Annotated in this window: 12 protein-coding genes; 3 read left to right on the forward strand and 9 right to left on the reverse strand. The window is 74.5% G+C overall.

From position 1 onward, the window contains the following. Positions 1–183: 183 nt before the first annotated feature. Entirely contained in the window at positions 184–1,593 is a 1,410-nt protein-coding gene (locus PAI11_RS18340; RefSeq protein WP_007577579.1) for a cytochrome P450, read from the reverse strand. Between the two features lie 79 nt (positions 1,594–1,672). Between PAI11_RS18340 and PAI11_RS18345 the strand changes: the two genes are divergently transcribed. After that, positions 1,673–2,296: a TetR/AcrR family transcriptional regulator gene (locus PAI11_RS18345; protein ID WP_007577580.1), complete on the forward strand. Its 624-nt coding sequence runs from the start codon at positions 1,673–1,675 to the stop codon at positions 2,294–2,296. 38 nt (positions 2,297–2,334) lie between these two features. Here PAI11_RS18345 and PAI11_RS18350 read toward each other — a convergent pair whose 3' ends face one another. From PAI11_RS18350 to PAI11_RS18385, 8 genes are all read right to left on the reverse strand, one after another. Then, positions 2,335–3,519, reverse strand: a complete 1,185-nt coding sequence (locus tag PAI11_RS18350; protein WP_007577581.1) for a serine hydrolase domain-containing protein — start codon at positions 3,517–3,519, stop codon at positions 2,335–2,337. Between the two features lie 111 nt (positions 3,520–3,630). Next, positions 3,631–5,103, reverse strand: coding sequence for an MlaD family protein (locus tag PAI11_RS18355; protein WP_007577582.1), 1,473 nt, complete (start codon positions 5,101–5,103; stop codon positions 3,631–3,633). Further along, the gene (locus tag PAI11_RS18360; protein WP_040600914.1) at positions 5,100–6,527 is read right to left on the reverse strand and encodes an MlaD family protein; all 1,428 of its coding nucleotides are present in this window, start codon (positions 6,525–6,527) and stop codon (positions 5,100–5,102) included. Before PAI11_RS18360 ends, PAI11_RS18355 begins: the two co-directional genes overlap by 4 nt. Further along, positions 6,527–7,927, reverse strand: coding sequence for an MlaD family protein (locus PAI11_RS18365; RefSeq protein WP_040600915.1), 1,401 nt, complete (start codon positions 7,925–7,927; stop codon positions 6,527–6,529). Before PAI11_RS18365 ends, PAI11_RS18360 begins: the two co-directional genes overlap by 1 nt. Continuing rightward, complete coding sequence (locus PAI11_RS18370) at positions 7,924–9,306, reverse strand: MlaD family protein (RefSeq protein ID WP_081488523.1); 1,383 nt, start codon at positions 9,304–9,306, stop codon at positions 7,924–7,926. The genes PAI11_RS18365 and PAI11_RS18370 overlap by 4 nt, the downstream gene beginning before the upstream one ends. Then, on the reverse strand, positions 9,303–10,748 hold the full coding sequence (locus tag PAI11_RS18375; RefSeq protein ID WP_007577584.1) for an MlaD family protein: 1,446 nt from the start codon (positions 10,746–10,748) through the stop codon (positions 9,303–9,305). The genes PAI11_RS18370 and PAI11_RS18375 overlap by 4 nt, the downstream gene beginning before the upstream one ends. Continuing rightward, on the reverse strand, positions 10,745–12,106 hold the full coding sequence (locus PAI11_RS18380; RefSeq protein ID WP_007577585.1) for an MlaD family protein: 1,362 nt from the start codon (positions 12,104–12,106) through the stop codon (positions 10,745–10,747). The genes PAI11_RS18375 and PAI11_RS18380 overlap by 4 nt, the downstream gene beginning before the upstream one ends. A 208-nt stretch (positions 12,107–12,314) precedes the next feature. After that, the gene (locus PAI11_RS18385; RefSeq protein ID WP_007577586.1) at positions 12,315–13,184 is read right to left on the reverse strand and encodes a class I SAM-dependent methyltransferase; all 870 of its coding nucleotides are present in this window, start codon (positions 13,182–13,184) and stop codon (positions 12,315–12,317) included. Between the two features lie 176 nt (positions 13,185–13,360). Between PAI11_RS18385 and PAI11_RS18390 the strand changes: the two genes are divergently transcribed. Then, the gene (locus PAI11_RS18390; protein ID WP_007577587.1) at positions 13,361–14,695 is read left to right on the forward strand and encodes a citrate synthase; all 1,335 of its coding nucleotides are present in this window, start codon (positions 13,361–13,363) and stop codon (positions 14,693–14,695) included. A 163-nt stretch (positions 14,696–14,858) separates the two neighbouring features. Continuing rightward, a partial coding sequence (locus PAI11_RS18395; protein ID WP_040600917.1) for a GNAT family N-acetyltransferase occupies positions 14,859–15,431 on the forward strand: 573 nt, incomplete at its 3' end.

Here is a 15,431-nt window from a genome sequence, read left to right on the forward strand (position 1 = left end):
GAGCCACCGCCAACCGACCAGTCAGCCCGGCCAACGCCGAGCCACCAGCCCGCCGAGCCACCACCGGCCACCAGTTGGCCCCGGCCAACGCCGAGCCGCTACCGCCCCGCACACCCACCAGCCAGCCAGCGCCAACACCGAGCCACCAGCTCGCCGCCCCACCCACCCACCGCGACCCATGCCTCAGCCACCGGCCCCGACGATCATCGGCAGGCCGCCGCGCGGGCTCAGGGTCGGGGTCTTGTCGATCTGGAGCCGGTGGCCGGCCGGCAGCGCCAAGTCGCGCTGGCGCAGCAGGACGGTCGCCACCGACTTGACGACGAGGTGGCCGAAACGCTTGCCGACGCAGATCCGCCGGCCGCCGCCGAACGGCATGTAGGCGCCCTTGGGGATCGCCTTGCGCGCCTCGGGCGCGAATCGCTCGGGACGGAAGGCGTCCGGGTCCGGGAACACGTCCGGCAGGCGGTGACTGACCCACGCGGAGTAGGTGACGTGGGTTCCGGCCGGGACCCGGTAGCCGGCGAACTCGAACTCGCTGACCGACAGCCGCGGCCCGAACCAGACCGGCGGGTAGAGCCGCAGGGTCTCGTCGAAGGCCATCTCCAGCTCGGGCAGCTCGTGCGCCAGCTGGTCGACCCCGGGATCCGCGCCCGCCAGGACGCGCTGCTCCTCCTCGCGGACCCGGGCCAGGGCGTCGGGGTTGCGGGCCAGTTCGTAGAGCAGGAAGCTCAACGTCGACGACGAGGTGTCGTGACCGCCGAAGAGCATCGTGCAGACCTGGTCGCGCAGCTCGCGATCGGTGAAGCCGGCGCCCTCCTCGTCGCGCGCGGCCAGCAGCATGCTGAGGATGTCGCCACCGTCGCGCGCCTCGCGGCGACGGCGGACGATCTCCTCGTAGAGCATCGCGTCGAGCCGGCGCCGCGCCCGCTGCAGCCGCGCCCACGGCGTTCCCGGACCGCGCAGGGGCATGCTCCAGATCGGACTGTCGAGGTAGGCCAGGGCGCGCTCGAACGCCTCGGCGAAGGCGTGCCCGCGGTCGCCGTCGTGCGGGTCGATGCCCAGCAGCGCCCGCATCGAGATGCTCATCGACAGGTCGCGGGCCCACCCGTACAGATCGGCGGTCCCCCCCACCGGCAGCCGCTCGACGGCCCGCTGCGCCTCGTCGACCATCACCGCGACGGCGTCGTCCATCCGTCGTCGGTGGAAGGCCGGCATCGCGATCGCCCGCGCCCGGTCGTGGTACTCGCCGTCGGTCGTGATCAGGCCGTCGCCGAGCAGCGGGATTAGCTCCTCGCCGAACATCCCGCGACGCCAGCTGAAGTGCTCGGCCCCCGAGACGGTCACGAAGTGGTTCGCCTCCGGGCCGATCATCGCCACCACCGGACGGTGCAGGACCCGGTGGGTGTAGATCGGGCCGTAGCGGGCGTAGGCCTCGAGCGAGCGACCGAGCGGATCGCGCTGCCAGGCCATCGTCCGACGCAGGCTGACGCTCGTCTCGCCCGGGGGCAGCGGCGCGCGTCGCCGCAGCTCGGCGACCGCCTCGCTGGCCATCCGCGGCAGGTCGAGCGGCCGCTCCGGAGCTGGTGTGCGCATCTGCTGCCTCCGTGCCTCTCTGACAGGGTGCCCTGTCAGAACATAGAAGTCGACAGGACTGCCTGTCAAGATGGACGGCGTGCCTCCGGTCGTTCGCCCCTACCGCGGGATCAGCGCCGACGAGCGCCGTGCCCAGCGACGGGCGCAGCTGCTCGACGCCGCCCTCGACGTGATCGGCGACGTCGGCCTCGCGGGGCTGACGATGACCGCGGTCTGCGCCCGCGCCGGCCTCACCGAGCGCTACTTCTACGAGAGCTTCCGCGATCGCGACGCGCTGATCCGGGCGATGACCGACGAGGTCGCCGACGAGGTCGTGGCGGCGATCACGGCCGCGCTGGCCGCCGCGCCGCGCGACCTGTTCGCCGTCTCGCGGGCGGCGATCGCCGCCGCGGTCCACGTGCTGACCGACGACCCGCGGAAGGCCCGGGCGATGCGCGACACGCTCGGCAGCGAGCTGATCCGCGACCGCCAGGAGCAGCTCGTCGCCCTGACCGTCGAGCTGCTCTCGGCCCAGATCCTCGACCTCGGCGACCCGGACGCGATCGACGCGGTGCGGCTGCGCCTGGCCACGACCGTGATCGTGGCCGGCACCCTCCACGCGATCGGCGACTGGATCCAGGACGTCGACCGGGTGCCGCTCGACGAGATCGCCGACGAGGTCGCGCGGCTGTGCGTCGCAGCCGCCGGGACCGTCGCCGGCTAGGCCGTCGCCCGCCCGGCGCGACGGCCCCTTGCCGCTCCTCAGGCCGCCGCCGGCGCCCCGACCTGCGCGTACAGCGCCGCCTCGAACCCGAGCGCGGTCCCGACGATCGGCTGGTCGAAGAACGGGAACGCCTGGGTCAGGACCGCGCCGCAGACGCCGCTGGCGCGGTCGATCCAGTAGTAGCAGTTGGTCAGGCCCGCCCAGTCGCCGGTGCCGGCGCGGCGCAGGCCGGGGACGTCCGCCAGCAGCAGGTGCAGGCCCAGGCCCCAGTCCTGCGGCAGCGGCAGCGACGGGATGTCGTTGGCCAGCACCGGGTTCGTCGAGCGGATCACCTCGGGCAGCGCGACGTCGCCGAGCGACGGCGTGAACAGCAGATCGACCGACGCCGGCTCGAGGATCCGGACCCCGTCCAGCTCGCCGCCGCGCAGCAGCGCCCGCATGAAGCGCGCGTAGTCGCCGGCCGTCGAGTAGCTCCCGCCCCCGCCGCTGATCAGCTGCGGCTCGCGCGGGAGCTCGAGGCCGTTCGGCTGCAGGCTGCCGTCCTCGACCCGGGAGTGCATCGGCATCAGCCGCGCGACGGCCGCGTCGTCGGGCGCGAACGTGGTGCTGGCCATCCCGAGCGGGCCGAAGAGGTGCTCGGCCAGGTAGGCGTCGAGCCGCTGGCCGCTGACGGCCTCGACGACCTGGCCGGCCCAGTCGGTGCTGGTGCCGTACTCCCAGGTCGTTCCGGGATCGTGCACCAGCGGGACCGTCAGCAGCGACGGTTCGAACGCCAGGGCCTCGGGCGTGCCGGTCAGCTCGTGGTAGCGCGCGAGCTTCTCGTTGAGGAAGCTGTAGCCCAGGCCGGAGGTGTGGTTGAGCAGCTGGCGCACGGTCGCCTGGCTGGCCGGCGGGCGCAGGACCGGGGTCTCGCCGTCGAAGCCCTCGAGCACCTGCAGCTCGCCGAAGGCCGGCACGATCGATGCGACCGTGGCGTCCAGGTCGAGCGCGCCGCGCTCGACCAGCTGCAGGACCGCGGTGCTGGTCAGCGCCTTGGTCATCGAGGCGATCCGGAACAGCGTCGTCGCGTCGGTCGCCTCGCCACCCGCCGTCAGGGCTCCGAACGCCCCCTCGTAGAGGATCCCGTCGGCGTTGGCGGCGATCGCCACGCCCCCGACGTGGGCCCCGTTGGTCACCGCCTCGGCGAGGACGGCGTCGATGCTGCTGCGGTCGATCTCGGCCATGGCGCGACGCTACCTCGCGGGAATCGGTCGCGGGATGGGGTTTGGGCACAAGCCGGGCGGGCCAGGCGACAGCCGCCTGTACGCCGACGACAGCCACGCCGGCGGCGGGCCTCAGCGGCCCCCGTCGAGCGAGGCCGGCGGGTCGCGATGGACCTGCGGGAAGCCGTTCCGCCGCCCCTGGAAGGTCTGCGGCTGCTGGACGCGGCAGGGCGGTGCCTCCTTGCCGGCGTTGACCCCGATCAGCGTCCCCAGCAACCCGGCCAGCGCCGCCCCCGGCCGCGCGCCGCTGCTGCAGGGACGGTCGTCGAGCACCGTCATCCGCCGCGGGTCCTTGGCCCAGCCGGGGTTGCCGTAGGCGTTGCCGCGGTTGGTCGACAGGCGCGTCGGCCAGACCGCCAGGCTCTCGGGGTTCAGCGGCAGAGTCTGGCGCAGGTAGTGGAAGCGGCGGCCGCCGGCGCCCTTGGCGGTCGGGTGGGTCGCCGACGCCGGGTTGGCGTAGAAGCCGCGCAGCTCGTCCGTGTAGCGGCCGAGGAACTCCAGCGTCGGGTTGACCTCGCGCAGCAGCGGCTCGACGCCGGCGATCCACGGCCGCAGCTCGTCGACGACGCGGGTCAGCGCCGGCAGCCCGCGCCGCGACTCCTCGATCACCGGGTCGAGCGAGGCGAACAGCGCGTCGAGGTCCGGGGAGAGCCGCTCCAGGTCGCGCAGCGTGGGGGTCAGCTCGGCCGCCACCGGCATCATCTGCCGGACCAGCGGATCGGTGTCGCGGGAGAAGCGCCCGAGCCGGTCCGCCGTCCGCCGGACCTCGCGCTGGAACGGCGGCAGCGACCGGACCGCGGCCTGGACCGCGCTCGATCGGCGATCGGTGATCTCCATCAGGCGGTCGCCGTCGGTGATCAGCCCCGCCAGCTCGCCGCGGCGCTCGCTGAGCGCGCCGAACGCGCGACCGCCGTCGCGGACGAGGCCGCGGACGGCCTGCTGCTGCTGGTCCAGGACGCGCATCAGCGCGGTCAGGTCGTCGGCGAACGGCGAGACGACGCCGAGCGCGGCCGAGAGGTCGGCGCCGCGCCCGTCGAGCGCGCTCGCGCCGCTGCGGGTCCAGCGGCCGAGGTGCTCGCGGGTGTCGCGGTCGAAGGTCCGCAGCAGCTCGTCGAACTCGACCGTCGGACGGACCCTCGCGATCGCGATCCGGCCGCCGTCGGGCAGCAGCCGCCCGCGTCGCGTGCCGCCGCTCAGCTCGACGTAGGTCTCGCCCAGCAGCGTCTTGGCCCGCAGCGTCGCGCGGACGTCGGCCGGCAGCGGCGCGAACCGCGGCTCGATCTCCAGCACCGTCTCGGTACGGCCGCTGCGCCGGTCCGGCTCGAGCCGCTTGACCTTGCCGACCGAGACGCCCGAGATCCGGACGTCGGACTCGGTCGCCAGCTGCGCCCCCTCGGCGAAGCGGACGTGGACCCGGTAGCCCTCCGGTCGCAGCGGCGTCGGACCGCCGAAGGCCGTCCACAGGTAGAGCAGCAGGCCGAAGCAGCTGAGCGCGAACGCCACCATCACGGCGATCCGGAACGGCGACGGCGACCGGACGTTCACGGGCGCACCCCGCTCGCGGCCGCGGCTGCCGATCGCCGGGCGGCGCGGCCGTCGCCGCGACGGTCCTTCGGCAGCGGACCGCCGGTGGCGTCCTCGCCCTCGCGGGTCGGGGGCGGGCAGGCGCTCGTCCGGCCGAGCTGGTCCAGCACGTTGCCGAGGAACGCGACCGACGGGTTGACCTCGGCCAGCTGGCTGAGGGTCGCCAGCGAGGAGCAGGAGACGTTCAGCCGCGTGCGGCGGATCGGCCCGTGGGCGTCCTTGGTGCTGTAGACCCAGGGCAGGTTCTGGTTGACCCACAGCTGGTAGAAGAGGAAGCCCCGCTCCTTGCCCGGCGGGTCGTAGGCGATCATGTTCAGCAGCCGCTGGGTCTCCTCGCTGACCGCGTCGCTGTCGCCGTGGACCTCGTGGGTGCGCTCGGCGAAGCCGCGCAGGCGGCGGGTCGGCAGCCGGGTCTGGCGGGCGAACGGGAGCAGCTGCCGGCGCAGGACCGGCTCGGTGGCGCGCAGGAACGGCCGCGACGCGCGCAGGGTCGGCTCCAGCTCGCGGGCGACCGGCGACAGCGCGCGGGTCGCCGGCCGCAGCTCCTGCGCCAGGCGGGTGCCGGACCCGAGCGCTGCGTCGGTCGCCGTCAGGGTCGCCGGCAGCTCGCGGAGGGCCGCCCGCAGCTCGCCGTCGCGCCGGCCCATCGTCCCCAGCACCCCGTCGCTGGAGCGGACCGCCCGGACGACGTCGCCGCGGTTCTCGGCCAGCGCCTCGGTCACGCGCTTCACGACCGTGACCGCCCGTCGGACCTGGCGCTGGCGGTCCTCCATCGCCGTGCCGATCGCCCGCATGTTGCGGGCCAGCGGCGAGAGCTGCTGGAGCGTGCGGGCCAGCGCGCGGCCGTCGGGGCGCAGCCCGCGCCCGAGCCCGTCGACCAGCAGCTGGAGGGCCAGCCGGGTGTCGCCGTCGAGCGACGCCAGGACCTCGTCGAGGTGGACGTTCGACGCCGTCCGCGCGTCCGGGATCCGGAAGCCTGCCGGCGCCGGCCGGGCGCCGCGGCTGCCCGGCTGCAGCTCGATGCTCATGTCGTAGAGCCCGCTCTTGGGCCGCAGCAGCGCCGTGGCGTCCTCGCGCAGGAGCCGCGCGTGACGCTCCTTCACCCGGATCTCGGCGACCGCGATCCCCCGCTCCAGCCGGACGTCGGTGATGTCGCCGACGTCGACTCCGGAGATCAGCACCTGCTGCCCCTGCCCCGGCGTGACGGCCTGCGCGGTCGACAGCTCGACGCTGAAGGTCCGGTAGGGATCGGCGCCGCCGGGCAGCCAGCCGGGCAGCGCGACCCGCTGGTTGACCAGGATGTACCCGGTCACCACCAGCGACAGCGCCAGTAGCCCGGCGATCACGGCGACCGTCGCCCCGTGCGCTCGCAGCACCCGTCGCATCACTCGACCCCCCGGACCGACTCGGCGCTGTTGGGGTCGGGGACCGGCTGGGTCGAGCAGCGCACGTCGTCGCGGTACGGCGGACGGCGGGCCGGGCGCACGGGGCGGACCCCGACGGCGGCGTCGGTCGCGCCGGGCGCCAGCTGGCCGAGCGTGCCGTCGGCGCCGAACTGCAGCAGCGACGGGCCGAGGCCGATCGCGACCCGCGAGTAGTTGCCGCTGCCGGTGAAGTTCTGCGACTCGCCCGCGGCGCCCGAGATCCCGTACCAGAAGCCCTTGAAGTTCTCGACGCCGAGCGAGAAGCGGCCGTCGCGGATCTCGACGTTGCCGGCCGGCACGATCACGTCGGCGACGCACTTGGCGATCTCGTCGACGCCGGGCAGCGACTCGACGCCGTCGTCGGCGAAGCGGATCAGGTCGGGGACCGCGGCGCGCATCTCGCGGACCCAGCCGCCGAGCGCCGGGCGCCCGGCGAGGACCCGGGCCGACGCCACCCACGGCCGGGCGGCGTCGATCGTGGCCGGCGTGGCGCGGACGCCCGGCAGCAGCTCGTCGGCGATCTGGCGCACGCCGGGCAGCGCGCCGGCCATCGCCCGGGTCAGCCCGTCGCTGCGCTCGAGCGTGGCGGGCAGCTGCCGGACCGCCGCCCGCAGCGCGACCCGCTCGCCGGCGAACGCGCCCATCGTCCGGTCGAGGCCGCGGACGGCGCCGCGCAGCTGGACGACGTGCGGCACCAGCGCGTCGGAGAGGGCCGCGACCGAGCGGACCAGCCCGGTCAGGTCGCCGGGCCGCTCGCCGCGGGTCGCCTCGGCCAGCAGCGCGCCGGTTCGCAGGGCGGTCGGCGAGTCGCTGATCGCGCTCCGCATCGCCAGCACCGTCGCGTCGCTGGAGATCCCGTTGCCGAAGCCCTGGATCGTCTCCTGCAGCCGCCGGCGGGTCGCGGTCGGGAAGCTGCCGACGACCTTGTCGACCTGGACCGCGACGGTCGTGCCCGAGATCGGGATCGTGCCGTCCTGCGGCATCGCCGGCTGGCCCGGGGTCCCCGGGTGCAGGTCGACCAGGAAGTTGCCCTCGAGGAAGATCCGCGGCCGGATCTTCAGCTCGGCGTCGCGACGGACCGGCGGCGCCGGGTCGTCCAGCTCCATCCGCACGATCGACGTCCGGCCGGGCCCGCCGTCGACCGCGACGACCTTGCCGACCGTGACGCCCGCGACCCGCACCGGAGCGCCGGGCTTCAACGACGCGAGGTCCTCGACGACCGCGCTCAGCCGCTGCGGCGTGCTGCCGGGCAGGCTGTCCTTGAGCATGATCGCGACGACCGCGATCGCGGCCAGCACGATCACGACGATCCCGGCCAGGACCGGCGATCGCGGCGGCGCCGACAGCGCGCGGCGGCTCACTTCGCGCCCCCGGTGATCATCGGCCGGCTGTCGGTCCGCTGGATGCCCGGGACGTTGCCGATCACCTGGCCGGGGCGGTAGCCCTCGTTGCCGGCCTCGCACTCGCCGCCGGAGCCCGGCTGACCGGTGTGCGGCGTCGCGTTGTGGTGCAGCTGCGGGCCGGGGTCGGCGCGCGGCGCCATCCAGATCGGGGTCAGGATCAGGCCGGCGCGCTGCCAGGTCCCCCACTGGTTGCCCTCGGCGATCACCGAGCTGGCGTTGCGCCCGAAGAGCGCGATGTAGTTGCAGCGGGTCTGGGTCGGCCCGAGCGCGTCGAGCAGGACCCCGAACCGCTGCACGGTGCGCTCCGCGGCCGCCAGCGCGCGTGGCACCAGCGGGTCGTCGGCGACGCGCTGGATCGCCGCGGTCGTCTCGTCGAGCGGACCGAGCAGCCGCGGCAGCCGGCGGTTGGTCCCGACCCCGCGGGTCAGCGCCGACGCCAGCGGCGGCGCGGCCCGCTCGAGCGCCGCGATCCCCGGCTCGAGCCTGGCCATCAGCCGGCCGCTGCGGCGCAGGAAGGGCCGCGCGACCGGCAGCTCGCGCTGGATCGAGCGCTGGGCCGGGACCCCGGTCCGCAGCAGCTCCTGGAAGTGCGGGCGGGCGACGGCGGCCAGCGCGGTGAAGGTCGCGTCGAGGTGGCGCAGCAGCGAGCCCTGGATCTCGGCGACCGGGGCGACCTCGCCGGCGGTCCGCGCCAGCGCCCGCAACGTCGGTCCCAGCTCGCTGCGCGGGTCGGCGAGGTTGGCCATCGCCGGCGACAGCCGCTCCATCGCCTCGGGCAGGACGGCGACGAAGCGGTTGAGGTCGCCGCCGCGGCCGGCCAGCCCGTTGCCGAACTCCACGATCCCGCGCTGGAAGGCGGCCCGGGTACGGGCGTCGTAGACCGAGGCCAGCTGGTCGAGGTCGACCGGCTCCTCGACCGCCTGGCGCAGCGGCAGCCGGCCTCCGGGCCGGACCGTCCGCGGCGAGCGGCCACGCGTCAGCTCGACGAACTTCAGGCCGAGCGCCGAGCGCGGGCGGATCAGGACGGTGGTGTCGACCGGCAGCGGCTCGGCGGTCCGATCGAGCTGCAGCGACGCGACCGCGACGACGCGGCCGTCGCGGCGGACCTCGGGCGTCACCGCGGTCACCGTCCCGATCCGCGCCCCGCCGAGCCGGACGTCGTTGCCGGGCATCATCCGCTGGCCGTCGCGCAGCTCGACCTGGATGTCGTAGGTCCTGACGAACGGCAGGCCGGTGTTGGCGTTGTAGGCCAACACGACGGCGACGATCGCGACCAGCACCGCGGCGGCGCCGATCAGCACCGGGCTGGCGGCGAGCGACGAGCGACGGACCCTCATCGCGCGCTCCCGCCCGCGGCCCGGGCCGCCCGCACGCGCTCGCGCAGCGCCCGCAGCCGGGGATCGCGCGACGCGCCCCGCAGTAGCTGCTCCGGCGGGGTCCCGTCGAGCACCCGCGCCGTCAGCCGGTCGGCGAGCGTCGCCCTCGGCCCGAGCGCCTCGGCCGCGGTCCGCACGGTCCCGGGCGGCGTCGTCTGCGGCGTGCCCGGCTCGACGGTCCCGGTCGCGCAGCCGGCGACCGGCGCCTCGGCGTAGGAGGAGCAGCGCGTCAGCACTGCCAGCGCCCGCAGGTAGTGGCCGGCGTCGTCGAAGCCGTTGATCGCCATCCCCTGGTAGAAGGAGTAGTCGAGCAGCCGCTTGCTGCCGCCCGAGGTCCGCATCGACTCGGCCAGCGCCCGCGCGGCCCGCAGCACCGGCCCGGCCTTGGCGGTCAGCCGCTCCAGCCGCACGACCACCGGATCGGCCTCGACCAGCGCGCGGCGGGCGCGATCGGAGACGGCCCCCAGTCGCCGCAGCGGCTCCGGGGCGGTCCGCGCGTAGCCGCGCATCGACCGCAGCAGCCGGGTGACGGACGGGGCCGCGCCGCGCAGGCGCGCGACCGTCGGCGTCGTGCGGTCGCTCATCCGACGCAGGTCCTGCATCGCCGGCGTGAGCTGGCGCAGCGTCGCCGGCAGCAGCCGCAGGTTCTCGTCGAGGTCGCCGCGCCGCTCGAGCACCGCCTCCTGGAGGTCGGCCGACCGCCGCAGGAAGCCGACCAGCTGCCGGCGCGAGCGGGCGACCGGCTGCAGCGCCCGCTCGCCGTCGGTGACCATCTGGCGCAGCGCCCGCGTCTGCCCGTTCAGCACCCGCAGCACGCGGTTGCTGTCGCGCAGGCCCGGCAGCGCGGCGCGGAGGGCGACGTCGAGGTCCTCGCCGCGCGCCGCGACGCCGGCGCCGAGCTCGTTGAGGATCACGGCCAGCCGCGCCCGCTGCGGCTCGCGCCACATGTTGCCGACCAGGTCGAGGTCGATCGGTCGCGCGGTCCGCTCGATCGGCAGCAGGTGCTGGGGACCGCCGTCGACCTGGACGGCGCGCAGCAGCGGCGGCGCCGGGCTGTCCGGCGCCCGCGCCTGGGTCGGGCGGCAGTCGACGTAGCGCTCGCCGATGATCGACTGCGGCAGGATCGAGCACTCGGCGTCGGTCCGGAACGCCTGGAACCCCGGATCGTCGATCCGCAGCACCAGCACCGCGCGGCCCCGGCCGTCGATGTCGACCGACTCGACCGACCCGACGCGGGCGCCGGCGACCCGGACGTCGACGTCGGCCACGACCGCGAAGGCGTTGTGGAAAGTCGCGCGAACGCGGTAGCCGTCGTCGGCGCGCCCGTCGGACGACGACGACAGGACCACGGCCGTCGCGACCAGCGCGACGACGACGGCGATCAGGGCGAGCGGGCGCCTCATCGTCCCGGCAGCACCAGCTTCGGGTCGCAGTCGAGCGTGCCGTCGCCGTCGCGGAAGGGGTTCGAGCGGTCGGCCAGCGGCTGGGCGTTCGCTCCCGGGCAGCGGCGGACGGCGCGGTTGTCGTCCGAGTAGAGCCCCGTCAGCGGGTTGGTCAGGCCGAGCAGCTGGCGGAGGCTGTTGCCCAGCAGCTTCGAGTCGGTGACCGTGTTGCCGTTGAAGATCCCCTGGGTCCGCGCGACGTGGCCGTTGGCGTCGTAGCTGGCGGTGCCGGCGCTGAACGTGCGGGCCCAGCCGACGAGCTCCGGCGCGTAGGGGCGGATGAACGCCGCGACCGGGCGCGACGCGGCCGACGACCGGCGGGCGTTGCGCAGGGCCGGGGTCGCGACGTCGGCCAGCTCCGGGGTCGCGCGCAGCAGCTCGACGAGGTCGTTGCCCGGTCCCGGGCGGCGGGCGAGCGCGCGGGCGTCGCGGATCGTCGGCACGAGCGCGGCCGCCATCGGCCGCAGGTCGCGCAGCAGCGCCGGCGTCCTGGCGGCGGCGGGCTTCGACGCGGCGACCAGCGGATCGAGCCGGTCGAGCGTCCGGCGGACGTCGGCGAAGGTGCTCGACGCGCGCCCGAGGCTGCCGGGCAGCCGGTCGAGCGCCCGCTCGAGGGCGACGCCCTCGTCGGCCAGCGCCGCCATCGTCGCGCGGGTATGGCTGACCGCGCCGGTCAGGCTGCCCCGCTCCTGGGCGAGCGCCCCGACGACCTGCGACCCGCCGACCAGGAACCGATCGAGGGTCTGCTGGTCCTTGGCCAGGTCGTCGAACAGCCGGCCGCTGCTCTGGAGCATCGTCGGCAGGTAGTGGAGCGAGCGGTTGGCGTCGCGCTCGCGACCGGCCATCGCCCGCGAGCCGCCGCGGAAGAGCCGCTGGAAGCCCTGGCGGGTCCTGGGGTCGAAAGCGTCGAACAGCTGGTCGAGGTCGACCGCCGGGGTCGTGTCCTCGACCGCCAGCGTGGCCCCGTCGTCGAGCGGGTCGTTGGAGTTCGGGCCGGGGCTGATCGCGACCACCCGATTGGCGATCCCCGACATCGAGACGGCGCGGACGGCCGCGGTCGTGCCCTCGTGCAGCGGCAGCAGGTCCTCGTCGTCGACGCGGATCCGGACGACCGCGCGGAGGTCGTCGGTCAGGCCGATCTCGGACACCAGCCCGACCCGCCGGCCGCCGACCTGGACCTCGTTGCCGTCGACCAGCTGGCCGGCGTTCGGCAGCACGACCCGGTAGGTCGGCGAGCTCCCGCCGCCGAGCAGGACGACCGCGGCGACGGCGATCGCCGCCGCCAGGGCGACCGCCGAGATCAGGCGCGCCGGCGTCACGCCGGCGCCCGAACGGCGTGCTGGTGGTGGGCGGCGTGCGGCCGCTGCCGATCGTGGCTGTCCATCGTCCCCCTCCTCCGTCGCCGGCGGGCGCCCCAACGCCCACCGAGCGGCGACGCGACAAAATTACAGTGCTGTAACCGGAGAGTGCAAGTCCGCCATCATCGCGCCGCCGCGCCGCGCTGCCCGCGGCCGGCCTCGACGCCCGCTACTCGTCGCGCGGCTTGCCCAAGCCCGAGCGGACGTGGCGGTCGAGCATCTCGGGCACGGCCGGCAGCTGCCCGCCGCGGGCCTGCCGCAGGTGATCGCCGACGGCGCGCCGCAGCGGCGTCAGCACCCGCTCGCCACGGCCGATCAGCGCGCCCTCGGCGCGTCGCAGGCCGCGCTCGGCGGCGGTCGGCGGGAAGCGCGCGGCGACCGTCGCGCGCAGCTCCTCGTGGAGCGTCTCGCCGATCAGCAGCTGCTCGGACGCCGGCAGGTCGCCCGTCCAGAAGAGCCCCTGGAGGTACTCGTGGACCGCCAGCTCGCGGGCCATCGACGGCGTCACCCGGACGGTCCGGTCGTTGTGCACCGAGTGCTGCTTGTGGATGAAGGTGATCGAGGCTCCGTCACCGGCGTCGGCGACGCCGTCGACCGCCGGCCCGGCGCCCTCGATCCGGCAGAACCAGTGGTGGTGGCGGTTGCCGACGTAGGGGCCCTCGCCCGGGAGCCGCCAGACCAGCTCGCCGAGGATCGACGGGACCTCCAGGTACCCGGCCTTCGCGACCCGGCTCATCTCCTGCAGGACCCAGATCGGGTCGCGCAGGTCCTCGAGCGTGGTCACGCACATCACCAGGTCGAACTGGTCGTCCGCGAACGGCCACGGCTCGCGGGCGCAGATGTCCTGCACGACCCAGGTGTCGGCGCCGAACCGCTCGCGATCGCCGCCGTAGGAGAAGCCCATCTTGCCGCGCGTCGGGAACGGCATCGCGTCGATCACCCAGTCGGCGCGGTTGAACGGCGCGGCCCAGCCGCCGACGTCGAGCACCAGGGCGTCGTCGGGCAGGGCCAGGATCCGGTCGGTGGCAGCGGGAAGCACGGGCGGGAAGGTACCCGAGCGCGGGGCGACTCGCGAGTGCTCGCGACCCGCTGGCCGAGCCGTCGCTGACCGGGGTCGCGAACGCCGACGCGCACGTATCGCCCGGTCACAAGGAGACGCGAGCCGCAACCTCATAGACTGCGCCACGCACGCGGAGGGAACGAACGAGGAGCCCCATGAGCGAGACCCAGGAGTCGGCAGGCACGACGTCGGTAGCCACGGCGCAGGCGTCGCTGACCGTCGTCGACAACCGCACGGGGAAGAGCTACGAGGTCCCCATCACCGACGGCACCGTCCGGGCGATGGACCTGCGCCAGATCAAGGTCGACGATGAGGACTTCGGCCTCATGACCTACGACCCGGCCTATACGAACACGGCGTCGTGCCGGTCGGCGATCACCTTCATCGACGGCGACAAGGGGATCCTCGAGTACCGGGGCTACCCGATCGAGCAGCTCGCCGAGCAGGCGACGTTCCTCGAGGTCGCGTACCTGCTGATCTTCGGCGAGCTGCCCAACCGGGAGCAGCTGGACCGCTGGACGCACGCGATCACCACCCACACCTTCGTCCACGAGAACGTCAAGTCGTTCGTGGAGGGCTTCCGCTACGACGCCCATCCGATGGGGATGCTGCAGGCGTCGGTGGCCGCGCTGTCGACCTTCTACCCGGAGGCCAAGGAGATCCACGACGAGCAGGTCCGCTACGAGCAGATCGTCCGCCTGATCGCCAAGGTCCCGACGCTGGCGGCGTTCGCCTTCCGGCACGCCAAGGGCATGCCCTACGTGTACCCGGACAACGACCTGAACTACGCCGAGAACTTCCTCGGCATGCTGTTCAAGATCGCCGAGCTGAAGTACCAGGCCGACCCGCGGATCGCCAAGGCGCTCGACGTCCTGCTGATCCTGCACGCCGACCACGAGCAGAACTGCTCGACCTCGGCCGTGCGCTCGGTCGGCTCGTCGCAGGTCGATCCGTACTCCGCCGTCGCCGCCGGCGTCGGCGCGCTCTACGGCCCGCTCCACGGCGGCGCCAACCAGAGCGTGCTGGAGATGCTCCAGCGGATCGGCTCGGTCGAGAACGTCCCCGGGTTCATCGAGGGCGTCAAGGCCGGCAACGAGCGGCTGATGGGCTTCGGCCACCGGGTCTACAAGAACTTCGACCCGCGCGCCAAGATCATCAAGAAGGCCGTCGACGACGTCTTCGAGGCGACCGGGACGACCAACCCGCTGCTGGCCGTCGCCCAGGAGCTGGAGAAGATCGCACTCGAGGACGAGTACTTCACCAAGCGCAAGCTCTACCCGAACGTCGACTTCTACTCGGGCCTGATCTACGAGGCCCTCGGCCTGCCGGTCGAGATGTTCACCGTCCTGTTCGCCATCGGCCGCACGCCCGGCTGGGTCGCCCAGTGGCTGGAGATGGTCCAGGACAAGGAGCAGAAGATCGCCCGTCCGCGGCAGATCTACACCGGCGATCGCACGCGCGACTACGTGCCGATCGACCAGCGCGGCTGACCCGCAGCCTCCGTGGGCGACGCGCCCGTCGTGCGATCGCACGGCGGGCGCTTCGTCGTTCTCGGGGCCGCCAAACCATCTGTGACCGATGCCACCCGGGTTCCGGCGGCTCGTGTGACGGCGGCCACCGCCAAACCGTTTCACCGCTGGAACCCTCGGAGGCGTGCTCCTGTCCCTTCACGACGGATCGACCGTGCTGCTGCGGCGGATCGCGCCCGAGGACGCGCCGCTGCTGCGGCGGGCGCACCGGATGCTGTCCGAGGACACGGTCCGCAACCGCTTCCTGAGCCCGAAGCCGGCGCTCAGCGGGCGCGACGTCCGCTACCTGACGCAGATCGACTTCGTCGACCACGTCGCGGTGATCGCCGTCGACCCGCGGCGGCCCGAGGTGATCCTCGGGGTCGCCCGCTGGATCCGCGACCGCGAGCGCCCCGGCAGCGCCGAGGCCGCGTTCGTCGTCACCGACGCGCTGCAGGGCAAGGGCCTGGGCAGCGCCCTGGCGATCGCGCTCGCCGACCTCGCCGTCGAGCGCGGCGTCGACGAGCTGACCGGGTCGATGCTCTCCGGCAACCGCGAGTCCGAGGCACTCTTCCGGACGATCGGCGGCGGCGAGCTGACGGTCGCCCGGATGGGGATCACCAACGAGGTCGTCGCCGCCCTGCCGCGCCAGGGCGGCCGGCTGGCACGGCTGGCCAGCCGCCGGCGGCTGGCCGCGCGCCGCCGCGGGCACGCCGCC

Origin of the sequence: Patulibacter medicamentivorans, assembly GCF_000240225.1 — a bacterium.
GTDB classification, from domain to species: domain Bacteria; phylum Actinomycetota; class Thermoleophilia; order Solirubrobacterales; family Solirubrobacteraceae; genus Patulibacter; species Patulibacter medicamentivorans.

Coding starts and splice junctions, on each gene's coding strand:
- PAI11_RS18340 (WP_007577579.1), bottom strand. CDS start 1,593: ATGCGCACACCAGCTCCGGAGCGGCCGCTCGACCTGCCGCGGATGGCC.
- PAI11_RS18370 (WP_081488523.1), bottom strand. CDS start 9,306: ATGAGGGTCCGTCGCTCGTCGCTCGCCGCCAGCCCGGTGCTGATCGGC.
- PAI11_RS18350 (WP_007577581.1), bottom strand. CDS start 3,519: ATGGCCGAGATCGACCGCAGCAGCATCGACGCCGTCCTCGCCGAGGCG.
- PAI11_RS18390 (WP_007577587.1), top strand. CDS start 13,361: ATGAGCGAGACCCAGGAGTCGGCAGGCACGACGTCGGTAGCCACGGCG.
- PAI11_RS18375 (WP_007577584.1), bottom strand. CDS start 10,748: ATGAGGCGCCCGCTCGCCCTGATCGCCGTCGTCGTCGCGCTGGTCGCG.
- PAI11_RS18360 (WP_040600914.1), bottom strand. CDS start 6,527: ATGCGACGGGTGCTGCGAGCGCACGGGGCGACGGTCGCCGTGATCGCC.